We start from the raw sequence: 25,386 nt of genomic DNA, 5'->3' as shown, positions 1-25,386 counted from the left end.
AAAACTCAAATCTTAATGAAGAATTATAATTTGTTCTTCAAGCCAGAAACGAATGGATTTTCTCTTTTTTGCAATACGGAAAAGTTTCAAAAAATTCAAAAAATAAAGGAGCGCTTAGACCAGAAATTGATTTTTCTGATCAGAAATAAGAACAATTATTTGCTGAATTATACAGATTTGTCATTTGCTGACAACAATAAAATGTACTATTTCACAAATTTGTCAACCTCGAAAAATGGCTCTAAAGTGCTGATACACGACAAAGAGTATGTAAATGAGGACCATGCACTGAGAATTTATAATAAATATCAGTCCATAAAACTTGACAAATTCATTAAAAGTACCAAACTTGTAGACGTAAGACAAAACGATTTGAAAAAAGATCTTTGGACTCAAGAAGTTGAGGACACAACATTGATCAAACTAAAAAATCTTTCTGAAGGAAAATATTCCTTAATAGATGGAAAGTCCTCAATGTCCTTTTATGTAATTGACTATATAAAAGAACCGATGTGGGGCATTATGGATTTATTCCTGGGTGATCTGCCAAAAGAAAACAAATTCTTCTCTAACGGGAAAATTGATCACAAGGAGTATGTAATTAATCTGAATGCCCGAAAAACTTTCTGGAAATATATTATTCTCTCGGAGAATAAGAATGTAGATTTAAAACTAGAAGAAGTTAAAGTGAGCTATAATGGCACTGCCATAGGTTTCACTAAACCGAAAAAAGTTACTTTATCTACCGGTGATCAAGCATTTGCAATTGAATCGAAAGATCCAATAGAACTTAAAGAAGTTGTAAATGTATCCGACAAACTTGAAATGAAAATTAAGAACAATTCGAAGTGGTTAAGCAAATCCGTAAAGATTCCAAAACCTAAAATTAAATCCGTGAAACCGGACAGGGAATCCAATAAAATTTACTCCACCACTTATATTTATTTATAACAAAATTTTATTATTTACTTAATCAAATAATCGTACTATGGCAAGATTAGCAACCCCGGGTGTTTACGTTCGGGAGAATAATGCTTTCAGTAGCTCAGTAGTTGAAGCTCCGTCGGCAATACCGGCATTTATTGGATATACTGCAAAAGCTGAAAGAGGTCACGAATCTCTTTTAAATACTCCTACAAGAATTGATTCATTTAAAGAATTTATCAATTACTTCGGTAAAGGACCTAAAGTATCTTTTTCTATAAAAGCAAAAGATGAAAAGGACTATTCATTAAAAATTGATGCGGAAAGTAATTTCCACTTATATAATAGCTTAAGATTATTCTACTCTAATGGTGGAGGATCATGTTACATCTGCTCTGTAGGTAACTACCAAAGCGGATCAAAATTAAAGAATCTTCAAGAAGGTCTTGAGGTATTAGTAGCAGAACAAGAGCCAAGCTTGGTTGTTTGTCCTGATGCTGTAAATCTTGAGCCTAAAGAATGTTTCGAACTTTACAGAGATATCTTGAATCACTGTGGAAGAGAAACTAGAGATAGATTCGCAATTTTCGATATTCCTAACGGAAGCGAAGCAAGAACTTATAATGACAAAGATAATATTAACCAATTCAGAGAAGGAGTAGGTCACCAGAATTTAGCTTATGGTGCTGCATACTATCCTTGGTTAAACACAACTGTTGTTTCTGGTAGCGAAATTAGTTTCAAAAACATCAGCAACGTAAATGAATTAGTTAAGATCTTAACTAAAGAAGCAGAATACAGATACTTAGGTGGACCACAATCTACTAGTTCTTCTAGCTCTTCTTCTAGTTCTTCTAGCAAAACTGCTGCTAAAGGAGCTACAGCTTCTAAATCTTCTTCAACTTCTTCTACTCCAAGTTCTACTAAGAAAGTAGATAGCAGAGCAATGATGAAATTTAATGAAGTAAAAGCTGAAATAGAAAGACTTAAAAGTGTTTCTGGTAATGGTCAAGTTTTAGATCAAAACTTAAAAGCTATCAGTTCTACATATAATGCAATTCTTAGAGAAATCAGAGAAATAGCAAACGTAATGCCTACATGTGGTGCAATTGCTGGAATCTATGCTAATGTTGATAACAACATCGGTGTACACAAAGCTCCTGCAAACATAGGACTTAACTCTGTTCTTTCTCCAGCATTAAATATTACTGGTGCAATCCAAGAAGACTTAAACTTACCTATCAATGGTAAAGCGGTTAATGCAATTAGAAGCTTTATCGGAAAAGGAGTTTTAGTTTGGGGTGCAAGAACATTAGATGGTAACAGCCAAGATTGGAAATATATCAACGTAAGAAGAACAATCTTAATGATTGAGCAATCAGTTAAATCTGCTGTTGAAAACTATATTTTCGAGCCGAATACTCCACAAACATGGATGAGAGTAAGAATCGCAATCGAAAATTTCTTAACTTCTATGTGGAAAAGAGGAGCTCTTATGGGTATCTCTCCAGCAGAAGCTTATGAAGTAGCAATTGGATTAGGAGACACAATGACGCCAGAAGATATTCTAGATGGTGTAATGAGAATCTCTGTATTCTTATCAGTTGCAAGACCTGCTGAATTCATAGAAATCACTTTCGAACAAAGAATGCAAGAGCCTGTAGATGAAGGCGCTGAAGAAGGTGAAGGTGAAGAAGAAGGTGAAGAAGGTGGTGAAGAAGGTGCAGCTGAAGAGTAATCTTCGATGCTCGAAAGAGCTTTTTAAAATTTATTATTTAAAAAAAAATTAAAAACAAATAAATTATGGCAGCAGAAGATTATGAAGGCATGTGGCCAGTTGCTAAGTTTCACTACGAAGTGGAAATAGACGGCACACCAATCAGCTTTCAAGAAGTTTCTGGGTTAGAGACTGAAACAACAGTTATCGAATACCGTCACGGTGATAGCGAAATTTTCAGCCCAAATAAAAGCGCAGGCTTAATTAAGACTAGTAATCTTGTTCTTAAGAAAGGTATTTTCCATGATGATGAAGATTCATTAGAATTCTGGAAAGCTATCACAGAAGAAAAAGCTTACTATACTCAAGATGATAGAATGGATATCGTTGTATCTTTGCTTGATGAGCAAGGAGAAGCAGTAATGTCATGTAACTTGACTAATTGTTTCCCTATCAAGTATAGCTTTACTGATTTAAAATCAGATGCTAATGAAGTAGCAATAGAATCTATTGAATTCGCATACGAAGAAATCGAAATCGAATTCGAATAAACTTAATGATGTTGCCTTTGATCTTTTAGATCGAAGGCAACTTTTTATTTTCAATATTAAAACTTTTATAAAATGGCAGCTGATAAATTCCCGGTTCCAAAGTTTCATTTTAACGTAGATTTAGGAAGTGGAAACATTTCTTTTCAAGAAGTTACTGGTTTAGATCAAGAATTTGAACATCTTGAATATAGATCAGGTGATGATGCCGAATATGTAACTCAAAAAAGAATTGGTCTTAAAAAGACTGGTACATTGAGTTTCAAAAAAGGAATCTTTTCTGGTGAAACAGATGTTCTGGATATATACGAACCAGGAAACAATAAAGAAAAATATTATAGCAATCAAGATCCTTTAGATTTAGTAATTAGCTTAATGGATGAAGCAGGAACTGCAGTTCTAGAATGGGCTGTTAGAGGAGCTGTTCCAGTTAAAATAACTAATGGTGATCTAAAATCTGATGAGAATGCTATTGCAATCGAACAAATTGATTTTGTTCACTCAGGAATTACATTGACACATAATTAATCGTATTATATGGCATCATATAAATTTCCCGTACCTAAATTTAACTTTGAAGTTATTTTTCCTTCTGGTACCATTTCATTTCAAGAAGTTACAGGTCTTTCTGTAGAGAACGAATTTTTGGAATATAGAAATGGATCAGATCGATTTCTTACGCCTGAACGACGTGCAGGAATGAGAAAAGCAGGTTCTGTTACCTTTAAAAAAGGAATTATTTCAGGCGATACAGGAGTATTTGATGTTTATGATGATTTTGTTCAGCGAAAAAACTACTACCCCACTATTGGTGAGCATATGAACATCACTGTTAATCTTAGAGATGAATCCAATGCAGTGGTTAGAACTTGGATGATATGGTGGGGAGTACCTACAAAAATTTCAACAGATGGTTTAAATTCCACTGATAACTCTATTGCTTACGAAGAAATAGAAATATCACATTCCGGAATTGATCTGTACAATTAAAAAGTAATTTAATGGCTTATAAAGGTTTTCCAGTAGCTTCCTATTTCTTCGATGTTAAAATAGGAAATCTAAGTATAGGTTTTCAATCTGTTTCAGGCTTAAAAGCAAGTGCAGAATACCAGAATATTGACGATAATTCAGCTAGATCTGATAGTAGTCAGATTCTTAAGAAAATGAAATATGACCCTGTTACCTTTAAAAAAGGACTCGTTAAAGGAAACAGTATGTCTAAAGAAGTATTCCAATTATTCAATATGGAATTTCATGGTTCCTTCGAAGGTCTAGAGAAAAAAATACAATACCAAACAATTAATGTAACCTTGTTATCTGAAGACGAAAAACCTCTTTTCGAATGGGTTTTAGAAAAATGTTATCCAGATTCTTGGGAAGTATCAGGATTAGATGCTATGAAAAATGAAGTCGCCATAGAAACGATGACTTTTAATTTTCAATCCATGAAACTAATGCAATACTAATATGCCAGTTGAAATTAGAGAATTAAATATTAAAGGATTCGTAAATACTTCTTCATTTGGCAATGATAAAAAATATAAACAAGTTAATTCACCTTTGCTCAACTCCCAATTTGTCCGCCAATTAAAAAAGGAGATTATTAAAGAGTGTGAGCAAAAGATATTTGATAAACTTGAACGAAATAAATTAAGATAAATGCCAATCGCACTAAAATTACTGGGATTTAAGAATGATCCATCAACACCAAAAACGTCTGGAGCAGATGTTGAATACGAGGTGCTTGTTAATCCTGAATCTATAAAGCATAGTAAAGGAATGTTATTTAACAGCGATGATAGGGCTAATGGTTCTATTGACGTTAAGCAATGGAAAGGATTTTCTGAAGAGATTCTAGATATTACTTTAAGTCTGGATGGAACTCAATATGCAACAGAAAAAGAAGAAACGGTCGAAACCCAAGTTAAAGAAATCATGAAAGTGATTTATGATTACGATGGAGGTGTACACAAACCTCATTATGTTGTTTTAAACTGGGGAAGTTATGCCTTCTTAGGGCATGTAAAAAATCTTGAAACCGATTATAAATTTTTCGATTCTAAGGGCGCTCCACTTTTCGCAACGATCCATATCGAATTTACAATTCACGTAGATAATGAAACAGCTGCGAAAAAACAAAATAGAAACTCACCTGATATGTCTCACCTACAAGTGATGAAAGATGGTGATAAAATTCCTTTAATTTGCAATGATATTTATGACGATCCGACATACTATGTTCATATTGCAGAATTAAATGGCTTAACAAATTTCAGGGATGTATCTATAGGAAAAAAATTACTTTTTCCTCCCTTATTAAACGACTAATATGGCTAAACATTCATTATACGATCAGAAGACAGATTTAGTAGCGTTAGATGTCAAAATAGATGGTCAATCTGTTTCAGATAAAGTTCAAATAGATGCCATTTCTGTTTATAAATCACTCTATAAAATTAGCACTGCCAAAATAGAAATTAATGATGGCAATATTTCTGATGCAAAATTTGAAACCATTGAAAATGAATCCTACGAACATGGAAAAGAGGTCGAAATTAAAATGGGATATCACAATGACAAAGAAACCGTCTTTAAAGGAATAATAGTTAAGCATTCAATCAAAATATCAAGTAGCAAATCTTCTAAAATTATACTTGAATGTGCTGATAAAGCTATTAAAATGACCGGACAAAGAAATTTCGAGTATCATAAATCCATGAAGGACTCAGATATCATCAGTAAGTTGATAAGTGATTATGGCATAAGTAAAGAAGTTGATTCAACCAATAAACAACATGAAATGGTTGTACAACATAATACTTCGAACTGGGATTTTGTGATTGCCCGAGCACAGGCTAATAAAATGGTCGTTGCGACTGATGACGGAAAAATTAAAGTTAAAAAACCTTCTACAGGAGGGGCAGTCGTAGATCTTATATTTGGCGAGAATATCATCGATATGGATCTATCTATAGATGGTAGAACCCAAGTCCAAGATCTTGAAACTATGTCATGGGATCCTAAAAAACAAGAAACCGTCACTTCTACAGGAGCTGACGCAGATGATGTAGATAAGCTTGGAAACCTCAAAGGAAAATCCATCGCAGGAGATTTGGGATACGGCAAAACGGAGTTACACTCTACGGGAAACATGGATACTGAAGAGCTAAAACAATGGGCAGATGGTAGTGTACTTTTATCCAGACTCTCAAGAGTTCGAGGCATTATAAAAACACAGGGAATAAAGGTTAATCCAATTGATACTGTGGAATTAAAATCTTTAGGTAAATACTATGATGGCGAAGCATTTGTTAGCGGTGTATTTCATGAACAAAAAGATGGGAATTGGATAACAGAAATAGAATTAGGTATTAGCCCTGATCTTTTTGTTAAGCAAAAAAATGATATCAACCTTCCAGTAGCGGATGGATTATTTCCAGGAGTACACGGTCTCTTTATTGGAAAAGTAAAAAAGATAGACGGAGATCCAGAGGGTGAATTTCGTGTCCAAGTTACACTTCCTATGGTTGATGGAGCTAATGGTGAAGGTGTATGGGCAAGAATGAGTAATTTAATGGCAAGTGACAAATTCGGTTCTTGGTTCTGCCCTGAAGTAGATGATGAAGTAGTATGCGGCGCATTAGGAGGAGATCTAAGGTTTCCTGTCATTCTAGGTCATTTATACAGCAGTAAAAGACCATATGCAGAATCTGAATTCGCCCATAATAGTCAAAATAATGAAAAAGGATGGTATACACGTGAGGAGCTGCTCTTTCACTTTAATGATAAAGATAAAATAATTAGAATAGAAACTCCAGGTGGTCAGAAGTTCAAGCTTGATGACAAAGATAAGTCTATAACTCTAGAAGATCAACATAGTAATAAGATGGTAATGGATTCATCTGGTTTTAAATTTTCAGGTAACAAAGACTTTATTGTTGATGTGCAAGGCAAGATGGATCTTAAAGCAGGTAGAAATATTTTAGTGAAATCTACTATGGGGGGTAACTTTGATGCAGAAGGAATGATGGTTAAAGTTAAAGGTACAGGTTCTGCTACTGTGGAAGGAAGCGGGAGTGTTACAGTTACTTCAACTGGAATGGCCGCTTTGAAAGGAAGTATCGTAATGATTAATTAAAAAACTATGAATTCTAAAAATACATTTTTAGGTAGAGGATGGAGTTTTCCTCCCACATTTGAGAAAGAACTCAAGTCCGTTGAACTTGTTGAAGATGAAATAGATATTGAGCAAAGTCTAAAATTAATATTATCAACTAGACCTGGGGAGAGACTTACTAATCCAGAGTTTGGATGTGCTATACACGAATATTTATTCGAACCAATAAATGCAACTCTAGAATACTTCTTAAGAGATGCAATCCAGAAATCAATTTTATATTTTGAACCCCGAATTACCTTAAACGAAGTTATAATCGAAACCGACCGTGAATTTGAAGGAATTGTGGATATTAAATTAGAATATACCATAAGAAAAATCAACGTCAGGAGTAATATTGTCTTTCCTTTTTATAAATTAGAGGGAACTCTCGTAGACGAGGACAATATTTAGATTTTAACTTTACAGCCCAATTGAAAATAAATGAAGGAAGTACTACACAATAGTTCCTCTTTTTTCGGTAATGGTACACATCAATCTGCCCGACTACTAAAGGCTCTAGACCCTAATTATGTAAAATTAGAAGACAGAGATATGGCAATTATGCTTGCCTTTATCGCAGATCTAAGTGAACATATTAAGTACTATAATTTAGAAGACGAAGAAGACGGTAACTGGAACGAATTTTATACCTCAGATATCTCTATCGTTCTTGCTTCTATAATTAGTACTGACTTAGAAAAAATAGAAGAACGTTTCAACCTAATCATCGAGAATTTCTATAAAAATCAAAATTTCGATTCTAGATATACTGAATTTAGTAATCTAGTCTATTTGATTTATGAATCATTTACCAAATTCAACAAATGGTATCTGGATATATCTAAAATAAATATCCAATCTAAAAGATTTGAAAGCACTGTAGAATATGAATTCCACAATGTTATCGAAGAAAAAATTAAAGCCCCTTTTCATCGTTTTAAATCTTACATCCTTGCACTCAATGGTGATAAAGTAATTAACAAAAAAATAAACTTTGATTTCGGAAAGTATAACCTTATCTGGGATCATGAAGATATAAAAGAAGATAATATATTTTTCGGTAAAGATAAATTAGAGAAAATCACTTCTGCAATGCTACAATTTAGATTAGTGTTCAGATCTTTATACAATTCTCTACATTATTCTGTCTACCATTTCGAAAAGTACTTTATAAACTCGCTAAAATTCAAGAGCGATCATCATCCTAACATTGGCCTTTTAATAGCTTTTCTTAAGTTATTTAACCATGTTCAAGATGATTATAATTCTATTAGCTCTAGGCTGCTGAATTACTACTATAAGAAATATTTAAAATTAGAACCTAGAGGTCCTGTTGCAGATAAAGCATTCGTTAATTTCAAATTGTCATCCTTTCTCGATCGATTTCATTTGCCCAAAGGAACTAGACTAAGTACAAAAATTAACATCGATGGTGTAGATGTGGTATTTGAAACATCGAAAGACTTAGAAATAACTCGAGCTAGTATCAATTCATTCAGAACATTATACTTGAGTAGAATCGATGACCTAGATACTAGTCATTATAAATTAGTTAGTCATATCTACTCCGCGCCAGTTGCTAATTCGAAAGACGGTATAGGCGGTAAATTCGAAAACATATATGATGAGTGGCCCATCTTCGGTGAAGAGCAAGAGTACAAGCCACAAGGTCAAAATACAATGAAGAATGCAGAGATTGGTTTTGCTATCGCATCTCCAATTCTTGATTTAGCAGAAGGTAGAAGAGAAGTGACATTACGATTAAATTTCACTCCTGAATCAACCAGAATCTTCAAGCGTTTGGTGTATGACGTTCATGAAAAGGTTAATGCAAGTAAAGAAGCAGATGAGCCCATGAACACCATCGAAGAAACTTTCTATAAAAGAATCTTTAATCAAGTAGATACAACTAGAAACTTTAGAATTTACTTAACTGGTGAACAAGAATGGATAGAAGTTGATCCAAGTACCATTACCATCAGAGCAGTAGGTGAAGGAAATTGGTTATACGATTTCTCTAAAAATATAGAAGATTGTATAGAAATCATGAATTCGTTAGAAATCAAGTTTTCTATTTCTAAAGCCAAACCTGCAATTGTTCCATTTAATTCTAAAAAAATAACACATGAATACTTTGACACCGACTTTCCGGTGATGAAAGTAATCATCAATGATAATAAGCAACCATTTTCCTATTCATTTTTGCAAAATCTGATTGTCCAAGATGTAGACATTAAGGTGAAAGTTGATCAGATTAGGAACTACCATGTCTATGATGAATCTTATAGCCTACAATCCGGTAGAAACATTTTCCCATTTGGAAATAATCCAGGCAGAAACGCCAGATCCTACATTGGGATACCTGAAATGTTCAGAAAAAATGTAACCAATGCTACTTTCCAGTTTAACTGGGCTAACATGCCAGAAACAGTATATCTGTTCAAAAACAGATATGCTGGATATAGCGAACCCGTTCATCCGTCTGAGCTTAAAATAAGATTCGGAGCTATTAATGATTATGAAGTAGTTACTAATTATGATGAATCGTTATCATTTCCATTTTTCCCGACAACTAACGGTGATTTAGAAATTCACGATGAAACGGATATCAATGAAAGTACTTTTGAGTTAAATGAGTACGCATTCGAAAATTTGGATATTCTACCAGATCCATTTCTAGCAGATGAAAACCCTCTTGACGAAAATACTAAGACTGGGTATTTTGTTTTAGAGATTTTAGAACCTCGTAATGCTTTTTCTCATAATGTTTATCAAAATGAAATTCAAGAAGCTTTAAATAGAAATATTACAAACCCCAAAGAGCAAAAGAAATTTCCATTGGAGCCTGTAACTCCTTTTGCTAGAAATATAAATATATCATATGAAGCGGAAGCTTCATTCAACGTTACATTCGGAGATCAACGAATTCCAGAAGAGTACTTCTATATTCATCCATTTGGTATTGAAAAAACATATTATGATGGTTCACCGGATAAAGACGGATTACTTCCTCAGTATGAAGATGATGGCTACCTATTCATAGGCTTAGAAAATATTAACGCTCCTGAATCTATTTCCATTTACTTCGAACTATCCTCGAAAAAAACAAAAACACTTAATGTAACAACACCACCACAAGTTGAGTGGAGATACCTTTCTTATAATAATTGGTATCCGATGGATGAAAGTAAAGTGCTTTTTGATGGCACAGAAGGATTCACCAAATCTGGTATTGTAAGATTACAATTACCGATGAAAATCAATGATAAAAATGATATTCTAGATTATGGGACCTACTGGTTGTCTGCTTCTCTAAGTGGAGATACTGAATTGGTCTGTCATGTCATCGATATCCAAGAACATGCCGTAACAGCAAATTGGGTAATTAATCCAGAAATAGAAGAAAGGCTAAGAGAACCGCTACCTCCTTTTTCCATTGATTCCCTAGAAAATAGTATTGCGCAGATATCATCTGTTCGACAAGGATTCGAATCATTCGGCGGAATTCCATCTGAGAATGATGAAGAATTTTTCGCGCGAGTAAGTGAAAGGATTAGACATAAAGGTAGAGGAATTACACATTGGGATTTAGAACGACTAGTGCTGGAAAAATTTTATGAAGTCCAACAAACAAAGTGTATCTCCTACCTAAGTAACCCACTGGAAGATAACCATATTGAAACAGTAGAAGAATACATCAATCTCGAAAAGAGTAAAGAAGATTACAACGGTGTTCAACATAAAGATGGTATAAAAATAGTGGTTATACCTCGGAAAAAAACCTACTTTAAAAATTTGACGCCTAAATTCTCATTGAATCAACTCATGCATTTTCAGGAGGAATTATCACAGCTCATTTCTCCTTTTACATCAGTAAAAATGATTAATCCACATTATGAATATGTGAGGATTATATGCAATGTGAAATTTGTAGAAAACATGAATAATGGACAAACTTTAGAAAGGTTGTCCAAAGATATCGATAATTTCATTTCTCCATGGATTAGTGATGATTCTAAGCCCATCATCATTGGTGGATCTATTAATGAAAATGTAATCCAGAATTTCATTAAAGGACTTCCTTATGTTAAATTCTTAACCAAATTTTCTATCATCCATATTATTGAAGAAGATGGTATATATAAGCTTCATGACACAGCTATGGAAAGTGATATTGTTTCTATTATTAAAGCTAGACCATGGGGTGTACTCCTTCCGGATGAAAGCCATGAAATAGAAATGGTAGAATATGAAGAAGAAGAACCACCTTCACAGCGTGTTAATACCGATGAAATTATTAGGTTCCAAGATAAAGTTAATATCTTAGGTGAAAAGAAATACATTAAGATAAAAAACCCTATTTTGGAAAAAGAAGCATTTATTGAAGAGGAAGAAGACACGAATTACGAGGTAAGCATTAAAATTTAAGAAATGGCCCAGCATACTAGATCCGAATTATACAAAATATATAAAGGAGGTTTTCATGATAAAGCCTTCGAACACTTAGTAGATAGTGCACTTAATATTAAAGACGATGGATTAGGAATTAATCCAGAACAAGGTCTTGTATTAACGGCTAAAGGTCCTTCGAAAAAACTAGCCAGTTTTTATCAAAGAATAAGTGATAAATCGACTCCCTTGTGGAGTATTTCACTCGACAATGAAAGAGGAGGTAAAGGACTAAATTTCTTAGAGGGCGATACTAGTCGACTATTTATTAAAGAAGGAGGAAGAGTTGGTATCAATACCGAAAATCCTAATTACCAGTTAGATGTTAATGGTTTAATTGCTGTAAAAGGAATCGTAGGTGCATATGCATCTGGAAAAGCGTTAGCTGACTCGAAGTGGCATACGATGGCTAAGATGACAAACCTAGATGGCTGTCAAGCTTATGAAATCATAGCACATATAGTAGATGAAAAAGATAAACGTTTCGGACTTACCATAGGTACTGTTTTAATGACCTATGGAAAAAGAGGTTATAAAACAAAAGTTATTTCTGTAGAATCGGCAAATAGATGGTTATTTGGTCGATTCTGGAATAAGATCAAATTCAGATGGATTATCGATGACCTGAATACTGAACCTGGTAAGTTAAAATACATGTGTCAGATTAAAACTAAAGGTCACTATGGTATGAAAGATGGTCAGCCTAAAGAAATCTTTTATAGAATTAAAAGAATCTGGGACATGGACTACGAATTAGAGGCCTATCCTAAAACCAACTGGGAAGAAACTAAAATAGCAAGACCTGTTTCTTCGAGTGGTAATGTTTCTGGCAGGCAAGAGGCTGTACCAGTGAAAAGGTCAGGAGGAATAGCGATTAAACGAAAATAAGATGGACACCATAAATTTGTCATTGACATTAGAAGAAACCAACATAATTATTAAATCTCTTGCGAAAGAACCCTTCCAAGATGTATTCGAATTAATTGGTAAAATCAATGAACAAGCAGATGGTCAGCTCAAAAAATTGAAAACATAATGTCTAGCTTAGAACCGAAAAGCATAAAGAAAAATAGAGTACTTCCTAAAAGTATGGACTTCAGGAGTCTGAAACGGGAAGGTATTGAACATATCCAAAACCTTTCTGGAAAGATCTGGACAGATTATAATGAACATGATCCTGGAATTACGATTCTAGAAAATCTATGTTTTGCCATTACTGAGTTAGGATACAAGTCGAATTTTTCCATTCCAGATTTATTTTTCAGTAAAAACGGAAATGATCGAGCTTTCACAAAAACCTTCTACAAACCTACAGAAGTTCTACCAGCTGCACCTGTAACTACATTTGATTATAGAAAACTGTTAATTGATAATATCAAAGAAGTTAAAAATGCATGGTTACTTCCTAAAAAAACGAGTTCTCTAGGAGCTAAAATAACAGGACTTTACGAAGTGCTCTTATTACTAGACGAAGAAAAATATGATAGAGCTTACATCACGAATAAAGTGATGAAACTGCTCAATGCTAATAGAAATCTTTGCGAAGATTTCGAATCAATAAGAATTCTTGAACCAGATCAGATAAGCATAGACGCTGATATTTCTATTTCACCAAATTCAGTAGGTGAGGCAATTATAGCTAGAATTATTAGTAAACTCCTAGATCATTTCGCACCGCAGATTTCACTCTACAACCTAGATGAAATGATCGCGAAGGGATATACCTATGAAGATGCTTTTAACAATCCGCCTGTAGAAAATGGATTCGTTCTGGATTCTGAGCTTGAAAAATCAAGCCTGCAGAAAGTCAATAAATTATTTAAGTCTGACTTGATTAAGATCATCACAGAAACTGAAGGTGTAGAAGAAGTGATCAATTTCACCGTATTTAAAAATGGTAAAGAAGTTACCACTGAGCTTATCCAGTTAGACTTGTACAAAATTCCGAATTTAGATATTCCTAAAATTTTATCGAGTAAGTCGATTTCTCTTTATGCTGGTGAGATTTTATACGCTCCAGATGAAGACGTTATACAATATACTTTAGATACCATTAGAAATAGAGATTCTATCCAGCATAAGCGTTTTATCGACTTAGATATAGAAGATACCGTATCGTCTAAGGATAAAGATGAAATAGAATATTACTACTCCATTCAGAATTCGTTTCCTAGGAATTATGGTATTACAGACTTCGGATTAATGGGGAAGCTTACTGATAAAAGAAAAGCTCAAGTGAAACAACTGAGAGCATATCTCTATATCTTCGAGCAAATCATGGCTAATTATTTAAGTCAATTGGTCAATGTAGATAAACTACTTTCTACGGATGAGACTTTAGAAGATACCTATTTTTATCAGAAATTAGATTACATCAATGGTTTCGACGATATCATCGGAAACAAGGATGACTATCATGCTAAATTCAGTGATATCTTAGGCAAATACGACCATAAATATGAACGTCGAAATAGATTCTTAGATCATCTGTTAGCTAGATTCGGAGAAGAATTCCTATCTGAAGCGTACTCTGCTATTCACAGAGAATCTAGTGCTTTTGCTAAGAAAAATTTCTTAAAAAACACTATCGATGCTAAGCTAAAATATATCAAGAATTACATTGAAATAGGACGAGATAAAGCACTTGGATTTAATAAAACAGGTGATTTTTCTGACGAAGAGAATGTCTCCGGTTTGAAAAAGAAAATCTGTCTTCTTTTCAATATTAAAAACTACGGATATAAGAGATTATCTGAAATTAAAAATTCTAAAGATTTAGAGGTTTCTGAAACAAAAATCGGTAAAAAATCTAGCAAAAAATCAGGCCAATTTAATTTCAGCTCTAATAATAAGAATATCCTTTCTGAAATTCTAGCTTATGGTGTTGACCGAGCTAATTATCACTTAGAAAGTACTGAAAAAGAAACGGTTATCTTCTTTGAGAATCCTGTTTCCAGGGAATCCATAGAGATCTATAAAGGCAAAAACATTAAAGATTGCGAAGAAGATTTAACAAAATTAATCGCTAAGCTAACGACTTACAATAACCAGTCTGAAGGCTTTCACATTATAGAACATCTATTGTTAAGAGATGTAGATTCTAGGTATGCGTTTTCCTACCTGAGCGACAATAATGTGATGTTGCAGAGTGAATTCAAGTATCTAGATCCAGATACAGATCAACTGGGTTTTATAGCTGACTTAATACAGTTTGGTAAATCCAAGAAAAATTATAAAGTTTCTAAGGCTAGTGATAAAACATTTGCATTAACCTTAACCGATGACTCTGGTAACGTTATTGTCAAAAATGAAACCTTCATATTAAAAAAATCAGCTGAAGATGCGATACCCGTTATCGTAGAAGAAATTAAAGCAACAACAATAGATAGTCCGCAGTTACAATTCAGACTACAACACGAACAAGACATTGGAAAGATAAAGGCTTATGATGAAGATCCATTTTCGCTCCAATTGAGTTTTGTTATTCCTTCATGGTCAGGAAGGTTTAATAGCAATCGGATGAAGTATTTATTCGAAAATATAGTTAAGATGAATGCTCCGGCCCATTTGAAATTCAATTTTTTATGGCTAGGTATTGAAGATCTTTCTACTTTTGAAAAATACTATGAATTATGGTTAACAGAACGTTGTAAAGAAGAACCTAAGCAACCGTTATTAGACAATTTGAGCCATATTTTGATGTTGTTAATTAAAAAATTCAGTGACAAAACCATTGATAAAAATCTAGAAAAAGAATTAGCAGCATCGTTGAAAGAAATCAAGTAATTCTTGGCATCTAAAGAAAAATTAACGATACATAAACTTGTATTCAATATACAAGTAGCTGACAAGGATGCTTTCAAGCATTTTGCAGATCGATTTAGTAAATTATGCAATCGTACACTACCTAATAGGTTAGACAAGATTCTTGAAAAGCATAAAATTCCTAACGGTAGACTAATTATTAAAAAATTAAACATTGACCTAGGGGAAATACCTCAGCACAGTTTTGAAAAAGTCATTGCTGATGCTATCACGAAGGAGTTCGACAAGTACCTAAAAAAATACATTGCAGAGATAACAGAACAAATTACAACTGCAAAATTTAGTACTTCTGCTGGAGGAAGAATTACAGTCAACACATCACTTTTTGACTTTGAATCTGAAATTTACATCAATCGAAGTGTTGATATATCCAGACAAATTCAAGATCCGGCCATTTTAGATAAATCCTATATTCCAGCCATCTTAGAAAAAAAGCCGAAAGCTCAAAAACAATTACTGAAACCTCCGAGTGTAGATGCCATTCCTGAAGACATAACATCACTGATCGAAGCAATTAACCAAGCTGGAAAAAAAGTTACTCCTAAAGATCCGGGAGCAGAAACAACATCAAAAGCATTAGTACAAGACGAGACCGTCAGTATTAAAACGAGTACTGAAACCAAGCAGATAGTGCCTACTACAAGAGCGCTCACAAAAGCCATTAAACAAGCAGATGAAAAGCAAATCGTAGCCCTACTTCAAGCCCAAAGTACTATACCAGCCGACAAGAAACTAAAAGCTATACAATTCCTTAAAGAAATTCCTGCTGATCTACCTCCTAAGACATTGACAGACCTAGAAAAGGTTTTTCTTTATCATATTAGATATGGTCGTCTTCCTTCTAATATCAAGTATGAGTTAGGAATGCAGATGCTAGATATTCTAAATATTAATCAACTCGATGTTAGGTTTTTCGAGGACTTGAAAAAGCATATAGATAGAGACGAACGTGCTAAGGAACGTTTGATCAGATTAACCGACAAGGCTAATAAAGCAAGTTTGATTAAAAAACAGATTCTTAAAACCAGAGAATTGGAACAATTTGACCCTAGAATTCCAAAATCATTCGAGGACTACTTCACCGCGTTAATGCTCGGTCGAGATTTAGATACCTTCTCTCCAGAGATGAGAAGATATAACTTGAATGATATGATACGGTTTTTCTACGCTGATCATCCGCAAAAACTCAGAGCTATTATCAAGTTTTTACTAGTGGATTACCCATCTCAAGAATCTACAAAAGATAGGCTACACAAGTTCTTTGGGCAGATAGGGAAAAGCTCTATTGTTAAGATTATAGGTTCTTACGTTAGGAAAGCAGGTTATGTAAATAAAGCCTTGAATAATCTTAATAAGGATAGTGAAAGAGGTATCAAAGATGCCCACGAAGCCGTTTTGCTTGCCTTTCTACTGGGGGAAAATCCGGTTGAAAAATTAAAGGATTCTGGATTTAAAGATTTACTCGGGAAAGATGAAGACCTGAATATTATGCCACGAGTTTTCTTAAGCGAAGAGCCTACTTATAAGGTTGAGAAATATGAAAATCAAGATTTAGTCGATTATTATTTAAGATATGGAACACTCCCCCACTCTAGTTCTACGGATGTTATCTCTTTAGATAAACTATCTATTTCGATATTGATGCTTTCCGGTGAGCAGATTAAAAAAATCCCATATTTTAGAGATCGAATGTTCGAGCAGAACTTAAAGCAAACAGCTGTTGGACAAATTTCAATGAAAGCACTAGAACATATATTAGAAGCACTAGTTCCTGATCGTGCGAAAGATGTTATTAGTAAATTCAATTACTTTAGGATAAATATCAAAAGTGGTGTTCCTGAATCCTTCCAGAAAAGCTTTCTTATGCACTATGCATTGAAGAGTTCTCCTAGAAGCTATTTAGAAGAAATGGTACAGTATTGGAAAAAGGAATTTGGAGATGCAGATGAAATAATAAAAAGAAGGTGGAATGTCAATGAAGAGCTTGGTAAGGAATTAAATAAACTCTTATACATTAAAAAGGAAACACTGGCTGAGCAGATCAAGGTAGATCCTGAATTTGAAAATTATTCTCAGGACATCAGTGTGAAAAATGCAGGGTTGGTAATTGTATGGCCATTTCTTAAGGTTTACTTTAATATGTTAGACCTCTTAAACGCTAAAGGTGACTTCAGATCTAAGGATGAAAGAGCAAGAGCATGCCATCTTTTACAGTATTTAGCAGTGAAACAATCAGGAGGAGAAGAGTTCTATTACCCACTTAACAAAATTTTAACAGGCTATCCTTTAGACGAGCCGCTGCCTTACGAAATTACGATGACGCAAAAAGAAATAGACGTTTCTAACGCCTTGTTAAAAAACATCGTAAAACAATGGAACGCTTTAAAAGGCTCTAGTGTTGATGCTTTAAGAGGATCGTTCTTGATTCGAGATGGAATTATTGTTCCTGCTCCGAATGGATGGTTATTAACCGTCGAGAAAAAAGCCTACGATATTTTGCTTGATAAATTACCTTGGGGAATAGGAATGATTAAACTTTCATGGGCGCCATATGTGCTAAGTGTTGAGTGGGATAGAAATATTATGTAACTTTAGATTGTATTAGATCGTCTTCATATAAATTATTCTTTGAATGATAAATAATAAAATCATGAATATTAAATCGATAGTAACTCTACTATTTTTATTTTCATTAGCGTTTACATCAAATGCGCAGATAGATTTAAGTAAAATAGCTCGAGATGCCAAAAAAACAGTAAACAAGCGAGTAGATAGAAATATCGATCGTGCTATAGATAACACATTAGATGAAACGGAAGATGTTATAAGAGGCAAGAAGAAAAAGAAGAGAGGCAAAAATGCGGATAAAGACGATGACATTTATTATGAAGGAGATGGTGAAGCAAGAGTTATTAAGGAAGTAAATCCGAATAGTTTTAAAGGTCAATTTTTAATCACTAGAGATGTAGAAGGTGCAGAAGATCAAAGCAATATGTATACGATTGCTATGCAAGATTATGAAACCGTCATTAGACCTTTAATGGTTAAAAAGCCACACAATCTTATTATCTATAATAAGCAGGATGAAACTCAGACTACGATTAACAATGAAATGTATAATGGTAAAGCATTAAGAGACTGGATTTCTCTTGGAGAAGAAGATTCTAAGAAAAAACTTGCTGTTGCTGAGCGAACTGATGATATAGAGACTATCGGTGGCTACATCGCTAGGAAATACATCATCGATCACCGCGATTACGAAGGTGAAATATGGTTTACGAAAGAAATAGATGCTGACATTAGCGTTATCAACAATCTTTTGGAGCTGGATGATTTATATCTAGAACCAGGCTTAGGATTTCCATTGAGAATGAATCTTATCTATGATGATGAGCGTACAGTTAATTTTGCTGTAACTGATATTAAAGAGGAAGCGGATAAAGCTTTATTTGATATATCTAACTATCAATTAGTAGATATGACGGATTTGGAAGTTGGTAATTAATGGAGAACAGTACTGTCGAAAACCCAATACTAAAACTTGAGAACAATTCTAAAACGCTTTTAGAAGAGTTAAAATGGCTGCATTTAGTCTTAGATACTAGATTCAAACTCTATTTTAATCAGCCGTGTGATTATAAAAGCATACATGATATTCCAGTCCCAGCGATTGTCGAAGGAGCCTCAGTTTATGCAGATGTGATTAAGTATTACAATGTGTCCGTAGAAGAGAGAATCATCATTTTATTAGCTATTTCTCCACATGTATGTCCACAGATATTAGACGTATTTTTCACTAAAAATGAAAAGTACGGTCGGGGATTTACTGAATTTGGAGGTGTCAAAGGAAATCAACATAGTGGATTTATTCCTACGGGAGAAACTGCTGCCTTTGTTATCGCTGGAAATGATATCCTAGGCAAGATTAAGGTAATGAACATCTTTGATCCTGATCATTACTTTTCGAAGTATAAAATCATTAGTCTAGATAAGGATAAAAGCAATGAGCCAATACTCAGCGGTATATTATCTATTACGCCAGACTATCTATCCTATTTCACAAATGGGACTCAATACAAGCCTAATTTTTCATCTGAATTTCCTGCACAGCAGATCGAGACCAAATTAGAATGGGAAGACCTCGTTATCGAAGAGTTTCTGATGGATGAAATCCAAGAAATAATGGTCTGGATTAAGAATTATTCAAAGATCTTAAATGAATGGGGGCTTGCTAAAGTTTTGAAACCTGGTTATAGAAGTTTATTCTACGGTCCTCCAGGAACGGGTAAAACAATGACTGCATCTCTTCTGGGAAAGACAACAGGTCTAGATGTGTTCAGAATAGATCTTTCTAAAATAGTTTCTAAATACATTGGTGAAACTGAAAAAAATCTAGCCAACATTTTTGATCAAGCAGAGAATAAGAATTGGATTTTATTCTTTGACGAAGCAGATGCAATTTTTGGAAAAAGAACTTCTACTTCTGATTCGAAAGATAGGTATGCTAACCAAGAGATAGCTTATTTACTTCAGAGAATAGAAGATTTTCCTGGTGTGCTGATACTTGCTACCAACTTGAAGAGTAATATGGATGATGCCTTCGCTAGGAGGTTTCAGTCGATGATTTATTTTCCAACCCCAGGTCCTCAATTAAGAATGAGACTTTGGGAAAATGCATTTAAAGGTTTTGAAATCGATGAAAACGTAGACTTATGGCCAATTTCGAAGTCATATGAAGTTACCGGTGGATCTATAATCAATGTCCTCAGACACTGTGCCTTGAATGCTGTGACGAGAAATGAGAAGAAAATATATCAAGAAGACATTATAGAAGGAATCAAAAAGGAATTTAGAAAAGAAGGAAAGACAGTATAAATAGTCTTTAGTTCCCAGTTTTTTCATTATCCGTGAATAAGAGATTTCATACTTCATTTAATACTGCATAAAAGATCTTCATATTGAGTTTTAAAATGCGCAAATTAAAATTTGTTCGCTTTCGCCATTTCAATTCATTTTTCAATCATCTGATATCCTCGAATATAACGGGATCATTCCTTTAGCTTAAGAGCTAATCATCAACTCTCTTAACTCTTTAACAAAAAAAGTCCTCCTTCACTAGTAAAAGCAAAGGAGGACGCATTATTTAGACTATATGTCTTTGACTATTTTATTACTACCATTTTCTTAGTAGCAGTATGATCTTCAGTCTGTAAAGTATAGTATAATACTCCATTGGCACCTAGATCCTGAGTATTCAACTCAATATAATTCTCACCTTTAATATAATCTCCAGTGATGGATTGAATCAGTTTTCCAGTTACATCAAATACACTCAACGCTGCTGCCTCATCTTGAGACAACTCAAACTTAATTGTTGTGTATCCTTGGAATGGATTCGGTGTATTCTGATAAAGAACAAATTCATTTCCTGTATTAGGGTTACTTCTAGTTTCCAGATTTACTTCCAGTACATCGTCAGCGGAATATGCTTCAGCTTTTGTTATCGTAGAAGTGAATGCTAATGCATTAGATACATTGATTCCTTCTTTCACATTTGCTGTGATGTAGAACAATGGCTCATCCTGCGCTACAGTACTTCCTTGGTAATTATCCCAACTAGTAGTAATTATTCCTTCTGAAGCTCTAATGGTTCCGAAGTTTACATCAGACATTTCTAATGCACCTCCTTTTACGCTAACAAATTCAAGTTTATCAGATAATTCCATAGAAAACTGATAAGCTATTATGTTATCGAAGTTATTAGCATATACAGGGATTTCAACAACAGATCCAGCCTTTAGGAAGGTACTATTGATACTAAAATCAAGTGATTTGTTACTTCTAACGGTTGCGTTCATACGCTGATTAGCAACCACAGTACCATTTACATCACCCACTTTAACACCAACGAAGTCGATATTCATATCTGAATTCAGGTTGTTAATATCATAAGACTCTCTGAATTTCTCTGTAAGTGGATTAACTGCATCAATGAATTGGTAGTTTCTATCTACAAATCTCCATGATTCATTTCCATTAAATCCTTTAGCAATTCCTAAGATCGTCTTTCTAAGTCCTAATAAATCTGCAGCAGTAAGCTTTCCATCATTATTGATATCAGCAGCTACAATCTTATAAGGAGAATCTAGTAAACCAAGACCAAGTATATGACGTTGAATCAATACTAAATCAATAGTTGATACCCCGTTCAAGTGATCTACATCCATCGATGGATGCATAACATAGTTACCGCCAGTCTTCATATTATCAAACAAGTAATATCCATCCGCATCAGTCTGAGCAGCAACCATATCTTGATTTAAAATTTCTATGCTTACTTGCTCGATAGACTCATTAGACTCTGTTGCAATCGTTCCTCCTACATTCAACAATGCATTTTCCTCTTCTTCCTCTTCTTCTTCACCTGAGAAACCTGGACATACACTTAAGTTATCCTGAATATTAATGAATGATGAACAGAAATCCTGTACAAGAGAACCATCAGGTAAGGTAGCTGTTGCCCAAATTTCCACATCTTGTTGTCCGATATCAGCACAAGTATACGTTCTATTTGCATCTGCTGGATCAGGAGAAAATGAAACAGTCACATCGTATCCACAACCATGGAAACTTCCTGCATCAAAATCAGATGCCCATATTTCTATCATTCCTGCATCAGGTACATTATCATTGTCTGTATCAACTGACATAATTTCAATTGCTAATCCGTTATAGCAATATGGTGTAGGAGTCTTACAGCTTTCCACTGTAAATAACTGCTCACATCTTGTCAAGTTTCCACATTTATCTTCAACAGTCCAGATAATTCTATGACTTCCTATAGGATAATCACCTGTAGCATCTATTATAGATACTTCTTTATCACCTATTGAATCAATTTCAGAACCAGATTGAATCAAACTTGTAGTATCTAATGATCCATCATTATTTAAATCAATTGAATATTGCCATGCTAGTGCACTTGCTGGTGTACAATCATCGCTAGCAGCCATTCTTAGAGTTACATTTCCATCAGCACATTCTCCATCAAATGTACATTCTGTAATAGCATCACATGATAACTCTAAAGTAGGAGCTACCGTATTGATTACCATAATTACCTGTTGGTAAGAAGATCTAGCGTCTTCACACCAATCCGCTACAGTGAAAGTTCTAATAATTTTAAAACAAGATGTTGAAGAGGCATTAAATATTTCAAATACCATATCATCATAATCGATACCTACCATATCACAAGCATCTTCATTAAGTGCAGGTCTTCCAGTAACATCAGGGCTAACTTCAGGTAAGTTTTCTGTTGCCATTCCCATTGATAAAGGTAGGCAAGAATTAAGAGTTACATCAGCTGGCCACTCTACATCATTCACTACATCGAAAGCGTCATCATTCACAAATGTGATATTCTGAGAAACTTGTTTAAATCCTCCATTAGCATCTGGTATAGAAAAATATCTTGTTAGAATTCCTGTATTACATGAAGTAGTAGCATCATAAAAAGATCTAATAATTTCATCTGTACCAGCTCCACAATTATCTACTGCAGTCGCATCACCGAAAGCTGCTATTAGGCCAGCTTCAGATAATTCAAATGGGAAATCACATTCTACAATTGTATCATTAGGAGCTGTAATATTAGCTGTTAGTTTGTCCTGAACTTCTACATTAACCATGCACTCATTCGTATTTCCAGCTTGATCTGTAACTCGGAATATAACGATTGCGTTCGTTCCTAAATCAGAACAGCAAAACTGAACAGCGCTTGAAAACTCATCAGCTTCAATTCCACAAGCCGCACCATTATCCATTCTTTTAACAGACATAGCAGGATTAGCTAATCCACATTCATCATAACTACCATCATCAAATGAAAGTGCTGAAACACTTGTTAATCCATTTGGATTAGAAGATAGAGAAACTACTGTATTCTGATCACAAACTGCAACTGGAGCATTATTATCTGCCACAAAAACAGTAAAGGTTTCAGAAGATGAATTCAAACATGCATCATATGCAGTTGCAGTAATAACATTCTCACCTACGTTAAGTGTAATTAATTCACTACCATCATAATCTTCTATAAATCCTCCAGGATAAGAGATATCTATACTAGAAACTTCTTTACAATTATCAGTAGCTTGAATCTGAGGAAGTAAATAAGCTGCTTGACATTCAAAGCCTGTTGTAGTTGAAATTGAAATATCATTTAAAGCAGCAATTTCTGGACCTTGATCGTCTACTATTTCTATAATTTGAGTTTGTTCAGTTATTTCATCTATTCCACATACCCATTCAGAGATCGTGAAAGTTCTCATCACTTTAGTAACACAACCAACTTCAGGTAATACTAAGTCGTTATAAGTAACTACTGTATTACAATTGAAATTAAGAGCTGGTAAAAGATTAACACCATCTAAAGATGGAACTCCAGAAAAAGATGGATCTGGGATAATACTGCCTGGCTCTAATCTTGGGTAATCACCATCACATGCTAAGGCATTAGCGGTAGATACTCTTAAATTTGCTGGAAATATGATAGCATCTGTATCTATTCTTTGTATTGTTACGGTTCTAGTACAAGGGTTTTCAGAAGTATTACCTTGTGCATCAGTAGCAGTAAAAGTTTGATCGTATTCCTTTAAGAAATCATCTGTACAAAGATTTCTATCAGGTGATTGACTGATCAAATTAATAATTGGTGCAGTTCCACATTCAATATTTTCAAATGTAGGAGCTGGTGCATTATCAGCTGAACATGATACGGTAATATCATCACATTCTATAGTAGGTGCAAGTTTATCTTCTAATACAATAACACCCCAACATCTATTAATGCTACCATTATCATCAGCTTCTATTTCAATGATAATATCTTGATTAATGTAAGTACCATCTAATAATGCAGTTGGCCCTTGAGCAATAGGTGCACCATTCATGGTTAACTTTGCTATTACGGTAAAGACACCATCAGGGCAAGAGGCACCATCATCACTTAAAATCATTTGAGCAGTAATATCTGCTTCGCAGTTTTCGTCCAATGAAACTTGTTGTTTCCCTCCACAAGACAACTCACATGCATTTGCAAGTGCCGGGCTAAAAATTATAGCAACTACTACGAGAATAGTTGATAAACACTGTTCAAAGAACCGAAATGTAAAATTCGCTTTCTTCATGAGACTTCTATAGTTTACTTAAAATGAGTTAATAATTAACTGTAGTCAGCAGTCAACAATAAATTAAAATGTAGTTATTAAATACCTTAGACGAAAAGTCCAAAATCACACAGAGCAGTCGTTTCTCCATGCTATATTATTCTTATATATCACTCAGATTTGTGCAGGTCAGATAAAATGACCCATAAACAGTTGGCTTGTTTCTAAATACAAATATAATATTTTTATAATATGTAATAGTACCTTATTTTAGGTATTTAATATATATGAGAATTTTAATGTAAAAACGGATAGGAAATAATAAGTGCGAATACAGAGCATATAGGAGCTCTACGTAGAAAAACAAAGAAATCGAGGTGATACATTAGGGAACATAAAATCCACTAAAGATTGATTAACGAGTAAAATCTAGTGAAATAGAAGCATCAATTAGGAGATAATAGAAGTAAAAGAAAATTCTACATTAAAAGTATAGATTACTATAAAATAACAATTTGGAAGAAAAAAAATTAAACTTAATATAGTAGGATTACCATGAGTTAAGCACATAAAAAAAGCCCCCCTCTAGAAAAC

The 25,386-nt window shown here is 34.0% G+C and carries 18 protein-coding genes; 17 read left to right on the top strand and 1 reads right to left on the bottom strand.

The window, feature by feature from the left end:
* Positions 1-15: 15 nt before the first annotated feature.
* From L2586_RS02095 to L2586_RS02015, 17 genes are all read left to right on the top strand, one after another.
* The gene (locus L2586_RS02095) at positions 16-951 is read left to right on the top strand and encodes a hypothetical protein (RefSeq protein ID WP_235291108.1); all 936 of its coding nucleotides are present in this window, start codon (positions 16-18) and stop codon (positions 949-951) included.
* A gap of 37 nt (positions 952-988) precedes the next feature.
* Positions 989-2,662, top strand: coding sequence for a phage tail sheath family protein (locus L2586_RS02090; protein WP_235291107.1), 1,674 nt, complete (start codon positions 989-991; stop codon positions 2,660-2,662).
* 65 nt (positions 2,663-2,727) lie between these two features.
* Positions 2,728-3,192, top strand: coding sequence for a phage tail protein (locus tag L2586_RS02085; RefSeq protein WP_235291106.1), 465 nt, complete (start codon positions 2,728-2,730; stop codon positions 3,190-3,192).
* Between the two features lie 72 nt (positions 3,193-3,264).
* On the top strand, positions 3,265-3,717 hold the full coding sequence (locus tag L2586_RS02080) for a phage tail protein (RefSeq protein ID WP_235291105.1): 453 nt from the start codon (positions 3,265-3,267) through the stop codon (positions 3,715-3,717).
* A 9-nt stretch (positions 3,718-3,726) separates the two neighbouring features.
* A complete protein-coding gene (locus L2586_RS02075) occupies positions 3,727-4,179 on the top strand; it encodes a phage tail protein (RefSeq protein ID WP_235291104.1) in 453 nt (150 codons plus the stop codon).
* Positions 4,180-4,190: 11 nt separating this feature from the next.
* Positions 4,191-4,655, top strand: a complete 465-nt coding sequence (locus L2586_RS02070; RefSeq protein ID WP_235291103.1) for a phage tail protein — start codon at positions 4,191-4,193, stop codon at positions 4,653-4,655.
* Position 4,656: 1 nt separating this feature from the next.
* The gene (locus L2586_RS02065) at positions 4,657-4,848 is read left to right on the top strand and encodes a DUF5908 family protein (RefSeq protein WP_235291102.1); all 192 of its coding nucleotides are present in this window, start codon (positions 4,657-4,659) and stop codon (positions 4,846-4,848) included.
* Positions 4,849-5,517 (top strand): CIS tube protein, encoded by a 669-nt coding sequence (locus L2586_RS02060; protein ID WP_235291101.1) that lies wholly within the window; start codon positions 4,849-4,851, stop codon positions 5,515-5,517.
* A gap of 1 nt (position 5,518) precedes the next feature.
* Positions 5,519-7,327: a type VI secretion system tip protein VgrG gene (gene vgrG / locus L2586_RS02055; protein WP_235291100.1), complete on the top strand. Its 1,809-nt coding sequence runs from the start codon at positions 5,519-5,521 to the stop codon at positions 7,325-7,327.
* 6 nt (positions 7,328-7,333) lie between these two features.
* Positions 7,334-7,759 (top strand): GPW/gp25 family protein, encoded by a 426-nt coding sequence (locus L2586_RS02050; protein WP_235291099.1) that lies wholly within the window; start codon positions 7,334-7,336, stop codon positions 7,757-7,759.
* A gap of 30 nt (positions 7,760-7,789) precedes the next feature.
* Positions 7,790-11,776 (top strand): hypothetical protein, encoded by a 3,987-nt coding sequence (locus L2586_RS02045; protein WP_235291098.1) that lies wholly within the window; start codon positions 7,790-7,792, stop codon positions 11,774-11,776.
* A gap of 3 nt (positions 11,777-11,779) precedes the next feature.
* Positions 11,780-12,685: a hypothetical protein gene (locus tag L2586_RS02040; RefSeq protein WP_235291097.1), complete on the top strand. Its 906-nt coding sequence runs from the start codon at positions 11,780-11,782 to the stop codon at positions 12,683-12,685.
* 1 nt (position 12,686) lies between these two features.
* A complete protein-coding gene (locus tag L2586_RS02035) occupies positions 12,687-12,833 on the top strand; it encodes a hypothetical protein (protein ID WP_235291096.1) in 147 nt (48 codons plus the stop codon).
* Positions 12,833-15,583, top strand: a complete 2,751-nt coding sequence (locus L2586_RS02030) for a hypothetical protein (protein ID WP_235291095.1) — start codon at positions 12,833-12,835, stop codon at positions 15,581-15,583. Before L2586_RS02035 ends, L2586_RS02030 begins: the two co-directional genes overlap by 1 nt.
* Before the next feature lie 3 nt (positions 15,584-15,586).
* Entirely contained in the window at positions 15,587-18,211 is a 2,625-nt protein-coding gene (locus tag L2586_RS02025; protein ID WP_235291094.1) for a contractile injection system tape measure protein, read from the top strand.
* Positions 18,212-18,254: 43 nt separating this feature from the next.
* Positions 18,255-19,127: a hypothetical protein gene (locus L2586_RS02020; protein ID WP_235291093.1), complete on the top strand. Its 873-nt coding sequence runs from the start codon at positions 18,255-18,257 to the stop codon at positions 19,125-19,127.
* Complete coding sequence (locus tag L2586_RS02015; RefSeq protein WP_235291092.1) at positions 19,127-20,497, top strand: ATP-binding protein; 1,371 nt, start codon at positions 19,127-19,129, stop codon at positions 20,495-20,497. Before L2586_RS02020 ends, L2586_RS02015 begins: the two co-directional genes overlap by 1 nt.
* 287 nt (positions 20,498-20,784) lie before the next feature.
* On the opposite strand, the gene L2586_RS02010 is transcribed toward L2586_RS02015, so the two are convergent.
* Entirely contained in the window at positions 20,785-24,813 is a 4,029-nt protein-coding gene (locus L2586_RS02010) for a T9SS type A sorting domain-containing protein (RefSeq protein ID WP_235291091.1), read from the bottom strand.
* Positions 24,814-25,386: the final 573 nt, after the last annotated feature.

This window comes from Portibacter lacus, from assembly GCF_021533215.1.
Classification (GTDB): Bacteria; Bacteroidota; Bacteroidia; order Chitinophagales; family Saprospiraceae; genus Portibacter; species Portibacter lacus.
The sequence above is the reverse complement of the archived record's forward strand: the minus strand, read 5'-3'. Positions and strand labels throughout refer to the sequence as shown.

Coding starts and splice junctions, on each gene's coding strand:
- L2586_RS02095 (WP_235291108.1), top strand. CDS start 16: ATGAAGAATTATAATTTGTTCTTCAAGCCAGAAACGAATGGATTTTCT.
- L2586_RS02090 (WP_235291107.1), top strand. CDS start 989: ATGGCAAGATTAGCAACCCCGGGTGTTTACGTTCGGGAGAATAATGCT.
- L2586_RS02085 (WP_235291106.1), top strand. CDS start 2,728: ATGGCAGCAGAAGATTATGAAGGCATGTGGCCAGTTGCTAAGTTTCAC.
- L2586_RS02080 (WP_235291105.1), top strand. CDS start 3,265: ATGGCAGCTGATAAATTCCCGGTTCCAAAGTTTCATTTTAACGTAGAT.
- L2586_RS02075 (WP_235291104.1), top strand. CDS start 3,727: ATGGCATCATATAAATTTCCCGTACCTAAATTTAACTTTGAAGTTATT.
- L2586_RS02070 (WP_235291103.1), top strand. CDS start 4,191: ATGGCTTATAAAGGTTTTCCAGTAGCTTCCTATTTCTTCGATGTTAAA.
- L2586_RS02065 (WP_235291102.1), top strand. CDS start 4,657: ATGCCAGTTGAAATTAGAGAATTAAATATTAAAGGATTCGTAAATACT.
- L2586_RS02060 (WP_235291101.1), top strand. CDS start 4,849: ATGCCAATCGCACTAAAATTACTGGGATTTAAGAATGATCCATCAACA.
- vgrG (WP_235291100.1), top strand. CDS start 5,519: ATGGCTAAACATTCATTATACGATCAGAAGACAGATTTAGTAGCGTTA.
- L2586_RS02050 (WP_235291099.1), top strand. CDS start 7,334: ATGAATTCTAAAAATACATTTTTAGGTAGAGGATGGAGTTTTCCTCCC.
- L2586_RS02045 (WP_235291098.1), top strand. CDS start 7,790: ATGAAGGAAGTACTACACAATAGTTCCTCTTTTTTCGGTAATGGTACA.
- L2586_RS02040 (WP_235291097.1), top strand. CDS start 11,780: ATGGCCCAGCATACTAGATCCGAATTATACAAAATATATAAAGGAGGT.
- L2586_RS02035 (WP_235291096.1), top strand. CDS start 12,687: ATGGACACCATAAATTTGTCATTGACATTAGAAGAAACCAACATAATT.
- L2586_RS02030 (WP_235291095.1), top strand. CDS start 12,833: ATGTCTAGCTTAGAACCGAAAAGCATAAAGAAAAATAGAGTACTTCCT.
- L2586_RS02020 (WP_235291093.1), top strand. CDS start 18,255: ATGATAAATAATAAAATCATGAATATTAAATCGATAGTAACTCTACTA.
- L2586_RS02015 (WP_235291092.1), top strand. CDS start 19,127: ATGGAGAACAGTACTGTCGAAAACCCAATACTAAAACTTGAGAACAAT.
- L2586_RS02010 (WP_235291091.1), bottom strand. CDS start 24,813: ATGAAGAAAGCGAATTTTACATTTCGGTTCTTTGAACAGTGTTTATCA.